Genomic DNA, 17,635 nt, shown 5'->3' with positions numbered 1-17,635 from the left:
AATCTTAAATACTGACCAAAATGACACTTAAAAATATAATGACTGCTGCGCTTGTCTGCCTTACATTTACAGCTTGCAGCGACGATTTTCTTGAAAACAAGCCTCAAGGACCTCTCTCGGAAGGCAATATGAATGACCCTCAGGCCGTGGATCTTCTTGTCAGCGGTGCGTATGCGACATTCGGATGCCGATATGCTGATTCAAACGATCCGCACTGGTATCCTGTCACCAACTGGAGCTATGGCGAAGTACGAGCCGACAACGCATATAAAGGTGGCGGCGGAGAGACTGACGCTTGGGAAATCCATGATATGGAGACTGCAAAGATTCAGCCTAACAACGGATTCCTTGACGGAAAATGGTTTAACGTCTACTGTGGGATCTCTCGTTGCAATTCAGCAATACGCGCACTCAATAAAGTCGACGAGAATCTAATCCCTGAAAAGAATATCCGTATCGCAGAGGTGAAAGTTATACGTTCTCACTGGTATTTCGAACTTGTCCGTCTTTTCAACCGCATTCCGTACATGGATATTAATCTTCCTGAAAACGAATATCAGTCGGTCAGAAACGATGAGTTCACACGTGAGCAACACCTCGCACGCATCGCAGGAGAACTGCTTGAGGCAGCCGAAGTCCTTCCGGAAGCACAGACCGAAATCGGACGCGTCAACCGCCGGATTGCTCTCGCATATGCTGCGAAAGTAAAACTCTATCAGGCATACGAACAAGATCCGCAGACCAACGCAGTGATCAATATCAACAAATCGCTTCTTCAGGAAGTTGTCAATCTAATTGACCAAGTGCAAGGCTACGATCTTCTTACTGATTTCCAGCAACTCGACCTTCTCGAATATGAAAACGGACCTGAATCCGTGTTTGCCATACAGTTTTCAAAAGACGACGGCTCAAGCGGTGTGGGACGAATCAACTGGAGCATGCTTTTGAACTCTATGACCGGCCCGGGTTGCCCTTGGCAGGGTGACGGATTCTTCCTCCCTTCACAGGATCTCATCAACGCATATCAAACTGATGAAAACGGATTGCCACTCTTTGATTATCAGAACCGTCCCGACTATGGAAACGTGGTATTCGACTCAAACGGCGGTTATACACTGGGAAATGTCGATGGCAATGTCGATCCGCGTCTCGACTTCGTGATTGGCCGTCCGACCATCAGATACAAGACTTACTCCGAACGTCCATGCGGTCTATGGGTGCGCAACAGCGATACTTATGGATATAACAACACCAAACGCTTCTGGCTCTCACCTGAATCGCCGGATGCCACACAGGGCTGGCCTTGGGGTGCATCGGCTCTCAACTGGCAGCTTATACGATATGCCGACCTGCTGCTCTACAAAGCCGAGGCGCTGATTGAAATCGGAGGCAGCGGTCTCGAAAAGGCCCGGACACTTATCAACAGAGTTCGTACGCGTGCGATGAACAGTGACTACGTAAAGGATTTCTATGACCAGACCAAAGATGCCGCCAACTATAAAATCGGCCTTTATCCGGCATCCGTCTGGAATCAGGACTACGCACGACAGGCACTGCGCACTGAAATGCGTCTTGAAAAAGCAATGGAAGGCGAACGATTCTTCGATCTCGTAAGATGGGGTATCGCCAAAGAGACGATGAATAACTATTTTGCCGCAGAAAAAGACAACCGCATCTATTATCAGAATGCGTCATTCGAGACTGGCGAGGAATATTTCCCTGTTCCCGTAGCTCAATACAACTTCTCAGGCGGTATATATGTACAGAACCCCGGTTATCCATCATTCTAATACTAAAGATATACGCAATTGATACGTAAGGTAATTTATTTAAGGTAAAAAAGATTCAGGAGGTAATTTTGGAAGTGGAGAGGCAGCCTCGGAGGCTGTTTCTCCACTGATTTTAATTGGTGACCAAGTTATATGAAAATGCCCATGATTCTCAGTCCGGGAATCATGGGCATTTTTCTGTGTAATCTGTATTATCTGTTAGTTGAAGTCTGAGGGGAAGAGGTCAGCGCTCGGCGCGCATCGGGTTGTTGAGGAAGTCTTCGTAGGCGAGGCGGATGCCTTCGGCGAGAGGGGTCGAGGCGGTCCAGCCGAGGCGGGTGGCCTTGCTCACGTCGAGGAGCTTGCGGGGTGTGCCGTTGGGCTTGGTGGTGTCCCATTCGATGCGGCCTTCGTAGCCGACGGTCGACGCGACAAGCTCGGCCAGCTCGCGTATGGTGAGCTCCTTGCCCGTGCCGGCGTTGACGGTCTCGTTGCCGGAGTAGCTGTTCATGAGGAACACGCAAAGCTCGGCGAGGTCGTCGACATAGAGGAACTCGCGCAGCGGCGAGCCGTCGCCCCAGCATGTCACCACGGGTTCGCCGGCCTCCTTCGCCTCGTGGAAGCGGCGGATGAGCGCGGGGAGGACATGGGAGTGCGTGGGGTGGTAGTTGTCGTTCGGGCCGTAGAGGTTGGTGGGCATGACGGAGATGTAGTCCGTGCCGTACTGCCGGTTGAGGAACTCGCAGTATTTCAGGCCGGAGATCTTTGCGAGCGCATACGCCTCGTTGGTCTTCTCCAGCCCGGAGGTGAGCAGGCATGACTCGGGCATGGGCTGCGGGGCCATGCGGGGGTAGATGCACGACGAGCCGAGGAATTCGAGTTTTTTGCATCCGTTCCGCCATGCGGCGTGGATGACGTTCATCTCGAGCATCATGTTGTCGTACATGAAGTCGGCGAGCGCCGATGAGTTCGCCTCGATGCCCCCTACCTTGGCGGCGGCGAGGAACACGTAGTCGGGCTTCTCTGCGGCGAAGAAGTCGTTGACCGCCTGCTGGCTGATGAGGTCGAGTTCGGCGTGGGTGCGTGTTATGATATTGGTGTATCCCTGACGCTGCAGCTCGCGGACGATGGCCGACCCGACCATGCCGCGGTGACCGGCAACGTAGATCTTGGAATTTTTTTCCATTCTGTCTGGTTTGAATATTATGTGGGTAAGGTACAGAAATTCAGAAGTAACACGAATAACAGATTATTTTAATGATAATTCATAGAGGGCTTGTTCTAATCCTTCCGTCTTCAGGAATTAACCCCTCCAATATTTTGTTACTTATGTTATTTATGAATTTCTGTACCCCTCAATTTCAGAGACGCTTTACTTCACGATTCCTTTCTCGAGGTATTCGGCGAGGTTGAGCTTGACCTGCTCCCCGGCGCGCTCGACGGCGACCTTGGCCATGTCTGCGTCGACCATGAGGTTGACGAGCTGCTCGAACGATGTCTTCTTCGTGGGGTCCCAGCCGAGTTTCTGCTTCGCCTTCGTGGGGTCGCCCCAGAGGTTGACCACGTCGGTCGGGCGGTAGAAGTCGGGCGACACCTCGATCAGCACCTTGCCGGTGTTGACATCGATGCCCTTCTCGTTCTCGCCCTCGCCCTCGAAGCGCAGCTCGATGCCGGCGCGGCGGAATGCGAGCTGGCAGAACTCGCGGACGGAGTGCTGCTCGCCGGTGGCGATCACGTAGTCCTCGGGCTCGGGCTGCTGGAGGATGAGCCACATGCACTCCACGTAGTCGCGTGCGTAGCCCCAGTCGCGGAGCGACGAGAGATTGCCAAGGCAGAGCTTCTCCTGCTTGCCCTGAGCGATGCGTGCGGCGGCGAGGGTTATCTTGCGGGTGACGAATGTCTCGCCGCGGCGCTCTGACTCGTGGTTGAAGAGGATGCCGGAGCAGCAGTACATGCCGTATGCCTCGCGGTATTCCTTCACGATCCAGAAGCCGTAGAGCTTGGCGACGGCGTATGGCGAATATGGGTGGAAGGGTGTCTTTTCGTTCTGGGGCACTTCCTCGACCTTGCCGTAGAGCTCTGAGGTAGATGCCTGATAGATGCGGCAGGTCGCGGCGAGTCCGCAGAGGCGTACGGCCTCAAGGATGCGGAGGACGCCTGTTGCGTCGACATCGGCTGTGAACTCGGGGGAGTCGAACGACACCTGCACGTGGCTCTGTGCGGCGAGGTTGTAGATCTCGTCGGGGCGCACCTTTGAGACGACCTGCATGATCGACATCGAGTCGCCGAGGTCGGCGTAATGGAGGTGGAAGTTGGGGTGTCCCTCGAGGTGGGCGATGCGCTCGCGGAAGTCTACCGACGAGCGGCGGATCGTGCCGTGCACGTCATAGCCTTTTTCGAGAAGAAACTCGGCCAGAAACGAACCATCCTGACCGGTGATGCCTGTGATTAATGCTTTTTTCATAATTGAATTAAGTTACCTTAGTTTTATTGATGAAAGTCTGAATTTTAGAAGTTCGCCTATACGGTAGGCATATCGGAGTGATTCGAGAAGAATGTTTGATGACACGCCGTTCTTACGGTAGGCACGCAGGTGGTCACTGATGATGCGCCGGTGGCTCTGAAGCCCCGACGAGGATGCCCCGCCGGTGCGCATTGTCACAAAGTCTTTCCTTATATATCTTGTGAATATACTGTTGACATAAATCAGACGCAGGAGCTGTTCGAAATCGGCTGCGACCTTAAACCCGGGATCGAAAAGTCCGTAGCGGGTGTAGACTGTACGGCGACAGTAGAACGACGGATGCGCCGGCATGAATCCGAGTCTCATTTTCCAGCGCCGGAATGCCGCCGACGAGTAGAAACGGACAGGCGTGGCCGTATCCTTGGGGTCGACATAGTGGACATCTCCATACACGGCATCGAATTCGCGGATTTCACGGTCGACGGTCGAGAGGATATCCGACGCGCTGTAGAAATCGTCGGAATTCAGGAGGCCGACCACATCGCCGGTCGCCATCATTATCCCCTTGTTCATCGCGTCGTAGATTCCATTGTCGGGTTCGGAAATCCATTTTAGCCGTCCGTTGTAGCGCGGTTCAAGTTCGCGGACTATATCAAGGGTATGGTCCTTTGAGCAACCGTCGACAATGATATGCTCGAAATCATCGAAATCCTGCGCGAGCACGCTCTCCATAGTGTCGCGAAGAGTCACACCGCTATTGTAGGTAGCGGTGATGATGGAGATTTTCATAAAATGTAAGTTGATTATTATCTGATTTGCCTTATTATTCTGGCAGGGTTACCGGCTATGATGCAGTTGTCAGGAAAAGTTCCGTGAACAACACTGCCAGCACCGACTACGACATTATTTCCAATTGTCGTTCCTTTGAGTATGATACTGTTCATGCCAATGAAACAGTTGTCTCCTATTCTGATAGGCTTACGGGCTGTATGCTCCTCGTTAAGATTCAGTCGGCGCTGCTCCGGGTCAAGAGGATGGAAATCATTGTCGATGATTTTACAGTTAGCACCTATTGTCGCATTCTTGCCGATTACAATGGATGATGTAGAATAGATTGTCGTTCCGGAAATGCCGAAGCCATCCCCGATTTCAATACTTCCGCCATAGCGTGCCACCATGATGGTACGTTGCCATAGCCCAAGCATATTACTTGTGAATGAGGAGTTTATATTACCCCCCCTAATTTAATATTACTCCCTGGAAATGAGAATATTACGCAATAGCCTTTCATCCTGACATTGCGCATAAAAAGTTTGTTTTTCCAATAAATCAGATGGAAAGCTAAAGAACGGATCATTGTTTTAGACAATTATTGTAGAGAGTGATGTATTGTTGGAATACTATTTTTTTGTTGTAAAAATTTTCAGCCCGTTTACGGCATACATTTGCAGAAATCGCATTGGTCTCGCAAACAGTCACAATCTGTCTTGCCAAGGCTTCTACATCCTGATAGTCTACGATGAAGCCCGTAGCGTCATCAATAGCTTCGGGCGATCCTCCGGTCCGATATGTTATCACCGGTGTACCGCAAGCAAGCGCCTCAAGGTTGGTTGTCGGGAAATTGTCTTCAAGGGTTGGATTTACAAATACATCCGCCATCGAATACAAATCGGCGAGCTGACGGACATTCTCGGTTCTTCTTATGCCTGTTATTCCATCAGGAAGGGTTGCTATCTGGTCATTCGAGAGACCGACAAGAGTAATATGATAGTTTTCAGGTAATAATTTACGCAGTTTTACAAACTCATCCAGTCCTTTACGCTTGTCCCATACGCTTGCAACCCCAAGGATTATTTTTTGAGTCGAGTCTTCTTTAACCGTCTCAGCCGGGGTGAAGACCGAAAGATCTATGCCGTTGTGAATTGTGACGGCCGGATAGCCCGACAGAAATGATTTTTTAAGCTCCCCGTTCAGCCAGTCGGAGACAGGGACAAAAGTCAGATTCCGACATCCGAGAAACGATTCCTTCTTTGTAAAGAAATTCTTTGTGCTGCGGTCATGCCATAATGAGGCTGGATAGCTTTTAAGTTGCGGACAGTCATGACATTCAGTCTGCCACCGTGAGCATTTTGCAAAATCGTAGTAGGCGCAATGGCCTGTAAACGGCCAGCAATCATGGAGCGTCCAGATTATCGGTGCATCATACTCTTTTAGGAATCTGAAGAGAATCTGATAGTTAAGATAATAGCCATGTATATTGTGAAGATGGATGATGTCAGGCTTTATTTCCTTTATTTTCCTGATAAATCCCTCTGTCACCTTACTTGATGCAAGAGCATGATTGTCAAAAAGCCGTGTTTGAAGCGCATGGAATTTCATATCAAAATCGTTGCCAATACGGATAAGGTTGGAAGCGCTTGTAGGATTTCCACGTCCATATGCAATCCAGCTCTCCCATCCGGCCTCGATTGCCAGTTTTCCTATATCCTCGGCTATTTTGCCGGTAGAACCCCAGTTGGCTGTGACGTTGATTTGAAGAAGGATAGGCATGATATTTATAATTTTATTGAATAGCGTTCGACTTCTTGTCGTCCACCCGTAGTCCTGATTATATTATTTATGCCAGCACCTATTATATAGTCCGAATATACATCTTTTGTAACAATTGCCCCAGGAGCAATGAAAACGTAGTCCCCAATTACAACCTTTCCTATAAGCTTACAGCCATGTCCTATAAAAACATTATTACCGATTACAGGGGCTCCAGTTTTACGATCTCCACCTAATAATACACATGGATGTATTATGCAATTTTCTCCTATTTTAGTTTTAGGATTAATTACAATTGGCCCATTGTGTGGGAAATGTATGCCAGCACCAATTCTTGTCTCAGGTTCAAGTTCAATAAGATATTTACGTGAATATCTATGGTAATATAAGGAGAGCAACTTGCTAATCAAGCTATTACCCCCCCTAAAACTCTAAATAACCAGATGATACGATATGATGGAGAATTTAAACATCGATATATATGAGAAAACAGGTTTACATTATTATAATTCTTACGAATATCTTGAAATGCATCTACAGATTTCATGAAAGATGTTTTTTTATTATATCGAGTTGATATTTAGGCGTCCAGAAATTATCAATTTCTTTATAACAATATTGTCGAATCCGTTCTCGTGAATAATTTTTATCTGAAAACCACTTTGAGATTGATTCAACAAGATTTTGAATAGAATTCTCCGTAAAGAAATTACCTGTTTTATTGGGAATTATAGCCTCAAATTCTGGCATTTGATTGGAAAAATTAGAATGCGTTATGACAGGAGTCCCAAATGTCATTGCATGTATTGCTGTCAGACCGACGTTACCGGGTGATACACATAAATCTGCGTTGTATATCAGCTCAGCATTCTTGATTTCATCATAGCAACTTCCATAAAACCATACTGGAATTTTTAATTTTATAGCTTCTATTTCAAGCATAGACCGTTCTTCACCGTCGCCAACTAAAACCACATTATAATTCGAGCCTTGTTTTTTCAAAAAAGCAACTGCTTCAAATATCTGATTAAGTTTTTTTATTTTTGTCAAACGCCCGATGAATATCAAGACCGGATTGTCATCCCCAAAATATTCCTTATAGATGGCTGACGGTTTAATCAATCTGCGTAACTCTATGTGCTTCGAATAATTAAGAGAGTTATGTATTACCCATAATTTATCAGGATTGTTTCCCTGTTCAATTGCTACTTTGCGTGCATAATTACCATATAGAAAATTCCCATCAGCAAGCCCGAAGAAAGCACGTTTAATCCATTTCTTTGTAAAATTCTCACGACCATACCAACCATGACTCCATAAATAAACTTTTTTCTCTGGGACAACTATTTTTTTTAATAGCATAAAAGCCCAAGTCGACAGCGTGAATGGTTCGCCAAGCATTAGATATCTGTCATAATTTTTATTAACAAGATGCTTCAAGATACCTTTTTGCCACGTAAGTCCCTTCCAAATCTTACGGTTTACGATAGTTGCATTTTTCAATAATTCAGGTTCTAATCCCTTTATATCACCAATAGGATTGCCGAAGTACCAGTCAACGTCCATTTCTTTATCCATCAACTGGAAAATAGGGGCGCGATATTTGGCAGCCATATTATAAATTACACAGAGTTTTGACATATCGTACAATGATTGATTAATGGCAGTTATAATTTATAATGATAAAATATGGGATATTTACGACTCGTAACATAGCTTGATTTCAGTTCTGTTGCTTCCATCTCTTAAACTGTTAATTGTAAGAATCAAAACAATTAGTGGTATCCAGCGAAGATGAGTATATGGAACACCAGAATTCAATGCGGAGAAAATATTATAAAAATTTAGTGCGCAACCCCAAAATACGATTCGATTGCGTGATAACCTTGAAAATGTCAATTTAAGTGGCTTTACAATAACGTAGTAAAAATATACTGAAAACCCGATTATTCCCATGTCAAGATAAGCTTGAAGCAAGGGAGCATCGAGCCATTTTGTCATAAATCCGGCTCCAAAAAGATAATTAAACGGCGTAAATTTATTTTCAATATATGTAAAAGCCCAATCGCGTAGCCGATAACGTTCCATCGCAGCGGCACCTGTACTTGAGGTTCCATGTATCATATCAAAAACACCATCAATGGAACGTTTTATTACAGTTATAAATATCTCACCAAAATCTGATATTTTTAATAACAATACAATCAATCCTAAAAACAGCAAGCTGTAACCAATCGCTTTTTTATTGACAGTTCTTGATATCGGATGAAAACGGGATAGATAAAAACATATCGAAATAATTGAAATAAGAAGCGGGGTCCTCTTTCCAAGAATAACCATTAAAATCAATCCTATAATAATACCCAATATTGAAAGATTTGATTTTGTCTTCGAACTCTTGAGATAATACAGACAACATACAATAAACGTGTAAATGTTACCTGCCATTGTTAAATCAATCAAGATGCTTTGATAACCAGATCCGTCATGAAGACGAGCATATTCGATAAAGAATGCTCCCGTAGCCATCGTTGTTGTGCAAAACGCAATGCAAATCCACCCAAATAGCCATGAATAAAACGCAACTTTTGGAATTGACATATCCGATGGTGTCTGAGACATAATACCTATCATCATAAATATGGTGAAAAGAAGATATGTCATAAGTGAAATGTCAATTAATCCTCCAATAACCATGTAGACTATACATATCACTTGGAAAAGTAATATGGTTTTAAACGTTCGATTTACAAACGGCAATCGGAAACAAGATAAATTTCTCCAATTGGGTAAAAGCATCAAAGAGCCTAACATAAGGACATTATTCCATCCGATGTTGCCAAAATAGAAATTCATATACATTCCTAAAGCAGCCCCAACAATTATTAACCCCATAGCTAAAGGACGGGACTCATGCCGAATCTCTGAATATGACGGAATGTTAAACCTTAAATTCATTTATGAATCAAGAATTGTTTTTGTAAATAAATAAATGGAGTTCTTTTCTGCATACATGGATTCTTCATACGGTATATCTACCGAAAAGGACTTTGCAAGCATTTCCTGATTTATACATGAAAGCGTAAGCCCCAAATTATTATCATTTATCAGTTCTCCAATAAGTCCGCTCGCCGGTCCTATAACCGGTTTATGATGCAGCGCCGCATATCCCAAAGCACCACTTGACAAATCAGTCAATAGATAAGGAATCAATATGACATCAGATGTATGACACAATGAATGAAGTAATTCATAAGAGCAGAATTCGTCTCTTATTATTATGTGAGCACCTTTCGACTCAGCGTCTTTTGCCAAAGAATAAAATTGATCTTTTAGATTATCACCCACACGTCCGGCAAATATGAAATAACGATTAAAATGCTCTTGTTTTGGCATGACATTCAGTGCTCGGAGTATTTCAAGCGTCCCTTTACGCTTATCCATTGACCCGAAATGAAGAAATACAGTGGCTGAAGATGGTATATTCAATATAGGCCGAAGATTTCTCACCTCATTCATATCTGGTTGGGGGACGGGATCTGCAAGAGATATGAAACGTCGTGAGTCATAAATCTTATTAAGTCTTTCGGCACTGCGCGGATCGTTTAGAATAAAAACTTTATCCATTAACCTGCTCCTTGCCATTATCGTATATCTAAACTTGTCGATTAAACCACGAAATCCCTTTTTAGGCGCACGGAGATAAATTTTATATATAATTCCAGACAGTTTGACCTCGCTCGGGAGCATTAAAGGAAGAAATGGTATGACTCCGGCAAGGGATATCAATTTAATCTTACTGACGTTCTCATTTAACGCCACCCGTTTAACCAATCTTGAGAGTTTAAAGCATCGGACTAACATCGAGCCTTTGGACACGTCCTGACATTCATAGTCGTCAAGCATCACCCAGCGAATATTGTCGGCTTGTGGCCATTCACATTTTTCTCTGACATTATTCCATTCTTGTCTTGGAACTGCAAACACAAATTTTTCGTCGGTGCGTTGAATTGCACCCTTGTAGATGTGATTGAGATATTCCAAATGATGGCCTGAAAGGGTATTGTCAAATATAAGAGTCGCCATTTGATGTTATCCAAATTTAGAAATAAGATAGTTTTCCTTATCCAAATCAAAGACACGCCTAAATTTGCCAGAACGTATCTTTGCAGGGATTCCGAGAAGTAGTGAGTATGGTATCTCACATGATTTATTAACAAGTGTATTCATTCCACAAATACAATTGTCAGCGATAGTAACTCCTTTTCCGATTACAACTCTATTTCCACACCAAACATTGTTTCCGATGAGTATCGAAGCAGAACGTGGTTTAATGTCTCCGGATTCCATATTTTCAATAAAATGAAAATCAGAATCTGCAATCTGACAATCCCATGAAAATCCTGTCGTATGTCCTATCTTAATGTATTTCGTACATAATAATGATGTGTTTTTCCCAAACCTGTTATTTCCTCCAAATTCAATTGTGGCATTAGACGTGACATATATCGTTGTGCCGGGATAGAATGTTACCGGTCCATTAAAAGCCACATTGCCTAAATTATTCCAAATTGTTGGCATAGAGGTTGTGGTGTTGAATAGATTCGCAGACCCTATATGAATTTTTTTAGGGCCATCATAGTTCAGAACTACATTCCCGATAGATTTTAAGGATACTTTCTTTCCGACTAATACAGGAAGATGTAATGCCTTAGTGAATTTGAATGATTTAAAGTTGAAATATAAAGTTTTTATAATAGAGGTTGTCTTTAGAAACGTTATGATATTACTGAATCGATTCATCGTATTTGTTTTATCAGATTGGCCAATATAGGTATAGCAAATGAATATGATTGAGTTTTGAATATTCGATTAAGCATAAAAAATGATATAATGAAAGTCAAACACTTTATTACAAGTAAGACAAATTCATGCTGATATGGGATATATATGAATAATGAAATCAGCCCCAATGAAATAAGAGACAAGAGAATTGTTGGAGAAATATCTCTAAATTGTTGTATAATTCCATAATCAATTTCTCTGCCACTATAATACATATTTAGAAACAGGACTATTATGCTGTAAACTACTTGTGCAAGAACAAGTATAATCATATCATACTTGATAGCGATAATTATTAATAAAATAAGGATGACCTTTCTTGCTACTTCTAATACAAGTGAGAGCCGGCTTTTACCGACGACATTAAGAATGTTGAGATTAATGGAATGTAGTGGGTAGAGAGCACCGACAATACATAGAATCTGAAAGTATAAAATCGATTCGCTCCATTGAGGGCCAAGTAAAAGCATTATAAGTTCATTCGCAATCCCTATCAGGAGTATCATCATTGGAAAAACGATGAAGAAAGTTGTCATTATGATTTTCCGATAAGCTTCGCGCATTCGAGGAATATCTTCCTTGACCTCTGATAATACTGGAAAACAAACACGTTGTATAACTTCTGTAATGCTTGTTGCCGGTAACTTTTGCAATCGATCTGCTTGGGAATAAAATCCCAACTGCGTAGCATTGTAAAACTTTCCTATTACTAACGGATATATATTTTGAGTAAGGCTGGATATTAAGCCAAAACCCAATAAATTCATGGAGTAGCTCCACATTGATTTAATAGAAGTTATGGAAAAGCGCAGCATTGGTTTCCAATGGCCTACACACCATAGAATAATGGAACGAAGACCATACATAGATATATTTTGGATAACCAATGCCCAGACATTTCGTATGTTATAGGCAAGGATAATACCTATAATACCAGAAAACAATGAGGAAGCAAGTGAAGCAATCGCAATTGTTTTGAAATCAATTTTTTTTAGAAGTATTGTATTTTGAATAAGGCCGAAGGCATTGATAGGCAGTACCCAAAAAGTAACTCTACATATCTGAGTCAAAGGTTCAAGATTGTAGAAATCAGCTATTAAGGGAGATAAGCAATAAAGAACCGAGTAACATATTATCGCAAGAAATAAATTTAAATAGAAGACAGATGAGTAATCCAATTCTGTCACATCATTACGTCGAATAAGGGCTAATCCAAAACCACTGTCTATAATTACCAGTCCGATTGCAGAAAACACAGTAATCATTCCAAGAATACCGAAATCCTCGGGAGTTAACAGATGAGCAATAATTAGAGAACATACTATCTGAATACCTAAGGCAGAGAACCTGTCTATCGCACTCCAAACTACACCATTTACAGTGCGGTTTTTTAGAGATTCAGCCATTATTTATTAATCTCTTGAAAACAAATCACGTGTATAGACTCTCTCCTCGACGTCGGTGAGGTCGGGGGAGGTGCGGTTGGCAAGGATGGCGTGGGAGAGGCGTTTGAATTCGGCAAGGTCGTTGACCACGCGCGATCCGAAGAAGGTTGAGCCGTCTTCAAGGGTCGGTTCGTAGATGATGACGGTCGCGCCCTTGGCCTTGATACGCTTCATCACACCTTGGATCGACGACTGGCGGAAGTTGTCGGAGTTCGATTTCATCGTCAGGCGGTAGACGCCAATCACGCAATTTCCTTCGGAATTGCGTGAAGTATCAAGGTTTAAGGATGAAGTATTAAGTTCTTTTCCTTCAGATTCACTTGGGGGATTAAGCTGTGAGTCTTTAGATGCCGGACGGAAGGTGTTATTGTCGTAGTAGTCATACCATCCGGCCATTTTCAACACTTGGTCGGCTATGAAATCCTTACGGGTACGGTTTGACTCGACAATGGCCGTCATCATGTTCTGAGGCACATCCGCGTAGTTGGCAAGCAGCTGTTTGGTATCCTTGGGCAGACAGTAGCCGCCGTAGCCGAACGACGGGTTATTGTAGTGAGTACCGATTCGCGGATCGAGACCGATTCCCTCGATTATTGCCTGCGAGTCGAGTCCCTTGACCTCGGCGTAGGTGTCGAGCTCGTTGAAATAGCTGACGCGCAAGGCGAGGTAGGTGTTGGCGAAGAGCTTCACGGCTTCGGCCTCCTTCATGCCCATGAACAGCGTGGGGATGTCCTGCTTGATCGCGCCCTGCTGAAGAAGCGATGCGAATGTGCGGGCCGCACGGTCGAGTTTTTCGAGGTCGGCAACCGCGAGGATTGCAGCGTTTTCGTCGGCAAAACGCTCGTCAGCGATGATTTTTGGTATGCCGACAATGATACGCGAGGGATAGAGATTGTCGTAGAGCGCCTTTGACTCGCGTAGGAACTCAGGCGAGAAAAGAAGGTTGAAACGCTTGACACCTTTGGCTGCGTATTTCATGTACAACGAACGGCAGTAGCCCACAGGAATTGTCGATTTGATCACCATGACAGCTTCGGGATTCACTTCAAGCACGAGGTCGATGACTTCCTCGACATGGGTGGTGTCGAAATAGTTCTTGACCGGGTCGTAGTTTGTCGGGGCTGCGATGACAACGAAATCTGCATTGCTGTAGGCTGCAGCACCGTCGAGCGTGGCAGTGAGGTCGAGAGGCTTTTCGGCAAGGTATTTCTCGATATACTCGTCCTGAATCGGTGAACGGCGGTCATTAATGAGATCGACCTTCGCAGGGATGACATCGACAGCTGTAACATGGTTGTGCTGAGCAAGAAGAGTGGCAATGCTAAGCCCGACGTAGCCAGTCCCGGCCACGGCTATATTAAATTTTTCCATCGTTGTTATAGTGATTATTTGGGAGTTGGTTTTGCTTATATGTGATGAATAGAGGTCACGCGGTAAACTGCCGACTATTCCTGAGCAGACGGTATGCCTCACGTTCAAAGGGATGAATGTCAGTCCGGCTGCCGAGCTCTGAAAGGGCAGCGGTATCATGCGCTATATATTCCGAGGTAGTAATACCGTGAGAGACAGCGCTGCTGAGAAATGAGCGGTATTCCTTGAGCGACAATGTGTCGCAATCTGTGAGATTGTCAATCAGGTTGGCTTTAACCCAGCCTTGTTTCACGCGGGTTTCACTTGCAGGATAAAATGCACGAAGATTTTCTTTAAGAAGTATCGATAGCCGGGCAAAATTTTCGGCGAAGGACAATTGTGCAAAACGAGGAGTGCGCCTCAGCGCCCTACACCATCCGTCGATTACACCGGCATACCATGACAGATGTCTCGCATCAACGTCGGCCGGATTCCGCCTGAGATCAGTCCGAATCATTCCTGCCAACTGCGTCTCGGTGATAGCCATATCACCATGAAGCCACGCATGAAAGCATTTCTGACGGCTTCCCATTCTGATTTTAGTAGATGGCGCACACCCATGCCCTACCCTATAAATCAGCTCATAGAGCGGGACAAGACTACACAACTCAGCCGGGACGGCTGAGTCGAGCCTACGGTCAAGCAGTCGTACAAAGCGGCGAAGTTCCCTCACATCGCCATGCGTATCAAGCCCAACAGCCAAGCTATCAGCCACTCCACATTGATAACGCGCCAGCAGATAGTAGCCATAGGCCATCGTAGCCGTCAGATCGGTAGAGTCCGTGACGGGCATCACAGCACCGCTAAAATTTTCTAAGCTTTGAGCAGGCATGAAGAATCGACAGAGAGATAATATTTGTATTCAGAAGCCAGCATAGACTGGAACTTGGACGGTTTTCCTTCTTTGCTTTCAATCAGCGACAAGCCATTTTCAAGACCGGAATAATCATGAGAAACAACCGACGTGAGCAAGATGACGAGCGCCTGCGTAAGCTGGTTTGTAATCTGCCGCGCCAGTCGGTCGAACCTCGTTTTAGCCTTAAAATAATCATCCATGTTTCCAAGAATCATGTTGGCTGTCATCAAGAGAAGCTGCAACTTTGAATCGACCTTGTCATTGTTGAGTCTCACATCCTCCATGCGCCGGCAAAAGACAACAAGATGCGAAATCAACAATGAATCCATCTTTGTCCCATCGTGATAACACCTTAGAGCCATCAACAGACGCGGGATGAACGCTTCAATCTGGTCGTATGCTCTTTTTGAATCCTTCGCAAAACGGATGACGCGCACATAATCCGCCCTGATGTCATAGGCCACAGCCGCAAGACTTTGAGTGACAGATATAAGAATATTTCCTTGCGATGCACCTTTACGAGAGATATATGTCCCTGTAAGACCTGCAAACGGACCTACCATAACCTCTACCTCATCACCTTGTTCCAATGTGACATTATCAACCGAGAAACATGGCAGTTTATATTCATAAAGTCTTGCTATTATGCGGAAAGCCTCCAGACTTGCTGGCGTCACTGTCATATAACGATTTTCACCGGCATAGTTTAGCACGAACGAAAATCCCGTAACTGTCCGGCAAAGCATTCTTACATCGTCGAGGCAACCACGCACAAATACGTAGTGATACAGCAACGGACGCTCTACGGGTTTACCATTTTCCGCATCCTGCGACATCTCTACAAAGGTGGGAGCAAAAACGTCAAGATCGCTTTTTACAGATGTATTGAATTTTTCAATCACTCTCTCGACTCTTTCTCTCCGATTAAACGAGGGTGAAATATAATTCAGCACAAACCAGAAGCGATTGTTATCATCCATCAGGATATATGCAACAGAAAAAGTTCAGGCAATTCTTTTACTTAGCGCTACAATTCGTATTGCACTGATTTTCAAATGCATAAAATCAGCCAACCATAGCACTTCCGAAAACTATCCGCGTTTTTCGTATCGCGGAAGCCATACATCTCTATGCAAGAGATAATATTATGAGTGCAAAGATACGGAATTTTCCTCAATCACTGTGCGTTTTCTGCAACTTTTTGCAGAATATATTCCAATTTCAAAAGCAAATATCAAGTTAAATTGTTGCTTGCGTTAAATTAACGCACTCATATTCACCGTTTTTCATTCCAATACAAATCTCTTGCATAGAGATTTTGAAGAACGTCAATGCGGATTTACATTTAATAATATACTTGCATATTTCTTAACTTTTATATAATTTTACATCCGACATCACGAAGCTGTCGCAATGGACCGCTATGTGATTATCGTCATATGGGGTCTTGTAAATATACATAAATCACATTAATTCTTAGAAGTATGCTGAAATCATCTATCAAAGCATTGGCAATACTCGGAGTCCTTTGTTTTTCCACCCCGGTATATGCCCAGTTTAATTTAAAGAAAGTAGCCGGATCTGCTACCAAAACCCTACAGGCCGTCACTCTTACTGATCAGCAAATGGCGGAATACGTCAAAGAATCAGTTGAATGGATGGACAAGAACAATCCTGTCAGCGCAGATGACAGTCCGTATACAATCCGACTTAAAAAATTGACTGAAAATCTCAATGATGCCGATGGCATACCATTGAATTTCAAGGTCTACGAAGTAATTGATGTCAATGCTTTCGCATGCCCGGACGGAAGCGTACGCGTATTCTCATCTCTGATGGACATAATGAACGATGACGAACTTCTCGGAATCATCGGCCATGAAATCGGACACGTGATGAAACATCATTCAAAAAAAGCGTTCCGAACACAACTTCTATCAGATGCAATGAAAGATGCCATAGCATCTACCGGCAGCAAGGCAGCCGCACTCACCGAGTCGCAACTCGGAGCTCTCGGTTCTTCACTCATCGACGCGAAATTCTCACAGAAACAGGAAAAAGAAGCTGACGATTGCGGCTATGATTTCCTAAAGGCAAACGGGCGCAATCCGTGGGGCATGGTGATGGCTTTCGAGAAATTTCTTGAAATGGAAGGCCAAAACAATGCCAAATCCAGCTACATTACAAAGATGTTCTCGTCGCATCCTGAGACGGTTGATCGCATAAAACGCATGTCTGAACGTGCAAAAGCTGACGGATTCGAGCGTCCTTCCACAACAAAATAACAATTCGACAC

The 17,635-nt window shown here is 44.3% G+C and carries 16 protein-coding genes; 2 read left to right on the top strand and 14 right to left on the bottom strand.

Going from position 1 to position 17,635, the window contains the following annotated elements; genetic code table 11:
- The first annotated feature begins 20 nt into the window (after nucleotides 1-20).
- Complete coding sequence (locus E7747_RS12545; RefSeq protein WP_136416321.1) at nucleotides 21-1,790, top strand: RagB/SusD family nutrient uptake outer membrane protein; 1,770 nt, start codon at nucleotides 21-23, stop codon at nucleotides 1,788-1,790.
- A 223-nt stretch (nucleotides 1,791-2,013) separates the two neighbouring features.
- Here the strand turns inward: E7747_RS12545 and E7747_RS12540 are convergent, their stop codons facing one another.
- From E7747_RS12540 to nusG, 14 genes are all read right to left on the bottom strand, one after another.
- The gene (locus E7747_RS12540; protein ID WP_136416319.1) at nucleotides 2,014-2,955 is read right to left on the bottom strand and encodes a GDP-L-fucose synthase family protein; all 942 of its coding nucleotides are present in this window, start codon (nucleotides 2,953-2,955) and stop codon (nucleotides 2,014-2,016) included.
- A gap of 186 nt (nucleotides 2,956-3,141) precedes the next feature.
- Nucleotides 3,142-4,233, bottom strand: coding sequence for a GDP-mannose 4,6-dehydratase (gmd, locus tag E7747_RS12535; RefSeq protein ID WP_136416317.1), 1,092 nt, complete (start codon nucleotides 4,231-4,233; stop codon nucleotides 3,142-3,144).
- 12 nt (nucleotides 4,234-4,245) lie between these two features.
- The gene (locus E7747_RS12530; protein WP_136416316.1) at nucleotides 4,246-5,022 is read right to left on the bottom strand and encodes a glycosyltransferase family 2 protein; all 777 of its coding nucleotides are present in this window, start codon (nucleotides 5,020-5,022) and stop codon (nucleotides 4,246-4,248) included.
- Nucleotides 5,023-5,039: 17 nt separating this feature from the next.
- Nucleotides 5,040-5,438, bottom strand: coding sequence for an acyltransferase (locus tag E7747_RS17360; RefSeq protein ID WP_168185341.1), 399 nt, complete (start codon nucleotides 5,436-5,438; stop codon nucleotides 5,040-5,042).
- 148 nt (nucleotides 5,439-5,586) lie between these two features.
- Nucleotides 5,587-6,783 (bottom strand): glycosyltransferase, encoded by a 1,197-nt coding sequence (locus tag E7747_RS12520; RefSeq protein ID WP_136416314.1) that lies wholly within the window; start codon nucleotides 6,781-6,783, stop codon nucleotides 5,587-5,589.
- A 5-nt stretch (nucleotides 6,784-6,788) separates the two neighbouring features.
- Nucleotides 6,789-7,193, bottom strand: a complete 405-nt coding sequence (locus E7747_RS12515; RefSeq protein WP_136416312.1) for an LbetaH domain-containing protein — start codon at nucleotides 7,191-7,193, stop codon at nucleotides 6,789-6,791.
- Nucleotides 7,194-7,326: 133 nt separating this feature from the next.
- The gene (locus E7747_RS12510; protein WP_168185340.1) at nucleotides 7,327-8,397 is read right to left on the bottom strand and encodes a glycosyltransferase; all 1,071 of its coding nucleotides are present in this window, start codon (nucleotides 8,395-8,397) and stop codon (nucleotides 7,327-7,329) included.
- Nucleotides 8,398-8,481: 84 nt separating this feature from the next.
- Nucleotides 8,482-9,678, bottom strand: coding sequence for a hypothetical protein (locus E7747_RS12505; protein ID WP_136416308.1), 1,197 nt, complete (start codon nucleotides 9,676-9,678; stop codon nucleotides 8,482-8,484).
- A 63-nt stretch (nucleotides 9,679-9,741) separates the two neighbouring features.
- A complete protein-coding gene (locus E7747_RS12500) occupies nucleotides 9,742-10,869 on the bottom strand; it encodes a glycosyltransferase family 4 protein (RefSeq protein WP_136416307.1) in 1,128 nt (375 codons plus the stop codon).
- 6 nt (nucleotides 10,870-10,875) lie between these two features.
- Entirely contained in the window at nucleotides 10,876-11,364 is a 489-nt protein-coding gene (locus E7747_RS12495; RefSeq protein WP_168185338.1) for an acyltransferase, read from the bottom strand.
- A 218-nt stretch (nucleotides 11,365-11,582) separates the two neighbouring features.
- A complete protein-coding gene (locus E7747_RS12490) occupies nucleotides 11,583-13,034 on the bottom strand; it encodes a lipopolysaccharide biosynthesis protein (RefSeq protein ID WP_136416305.1) in 1,452 nt (483 codons plus the stop codon).
- Between the two features lie 6 nt (nucleotides 13,035-13,040).
- Entirely contained in the window at nucleotides 13,041-14,444 is a 1,404-nt protein-coding gene (locus E7747_RS12485) for a nucleotide sugar dehydrogenase (RefSeq protein WP_136416303.1), read from the bottom strand.
- Between the two features lie 55 nt (nucleotides 14,445-14,499).
- Nucleotides 14,500-15,276 carry a hypothetical protein gene (locus tag E7747_RS12480; protein ID WP_136416301.1) on the bottom strand — a complete coding sequence of 259 codons (777 nt, stop codon included), beginning with the start codon at nucleotides 15,274-15,276 and terminating at the stop codon, nucleotides 14,500-14,502.
- A 20-nt stretch (nucleotides 15,277-15,296) separates the two neighbouring features.
- Entirely contained in the window at nucleotides 15,297-16,319 is a 1,023-nt protein-coding gene (nusG, locus tag E7747_RS12475; RefSeq protein ID WP_136416299.1) for a transcription termination/antitermination protein NusG, read from the bottom strand.
- Nucleotides 16,320-16,823: 504 nt separating this feature from the next.
- Here nusG and E7747_RS12470 point away from each other — a divergent pair.
- Entirely contained in the window at nucleotides 16,824-17,624 is an 801-nt protein-coding gene (locus E7747_RS12470) for a M48 family metallopeptidase (protein ID WP_123614630.1), read from the top strand.
- Nucleotides 17,625-17,635: the final 11 nt, after the last annotated feature.

Origin of the sequence: Duncaniella dubosii, assembly GCF_004803915.1 — a bacterium.
Lineage (GTDB): Bacteria > Bacteroidota > Bacteroidia > Bacteroidales > Muribaculaceae > Duncaniella > Duncaniella dubosii.
This window is presented reverse-complemented; position numbering and strand designations above follow the sequence as displayed.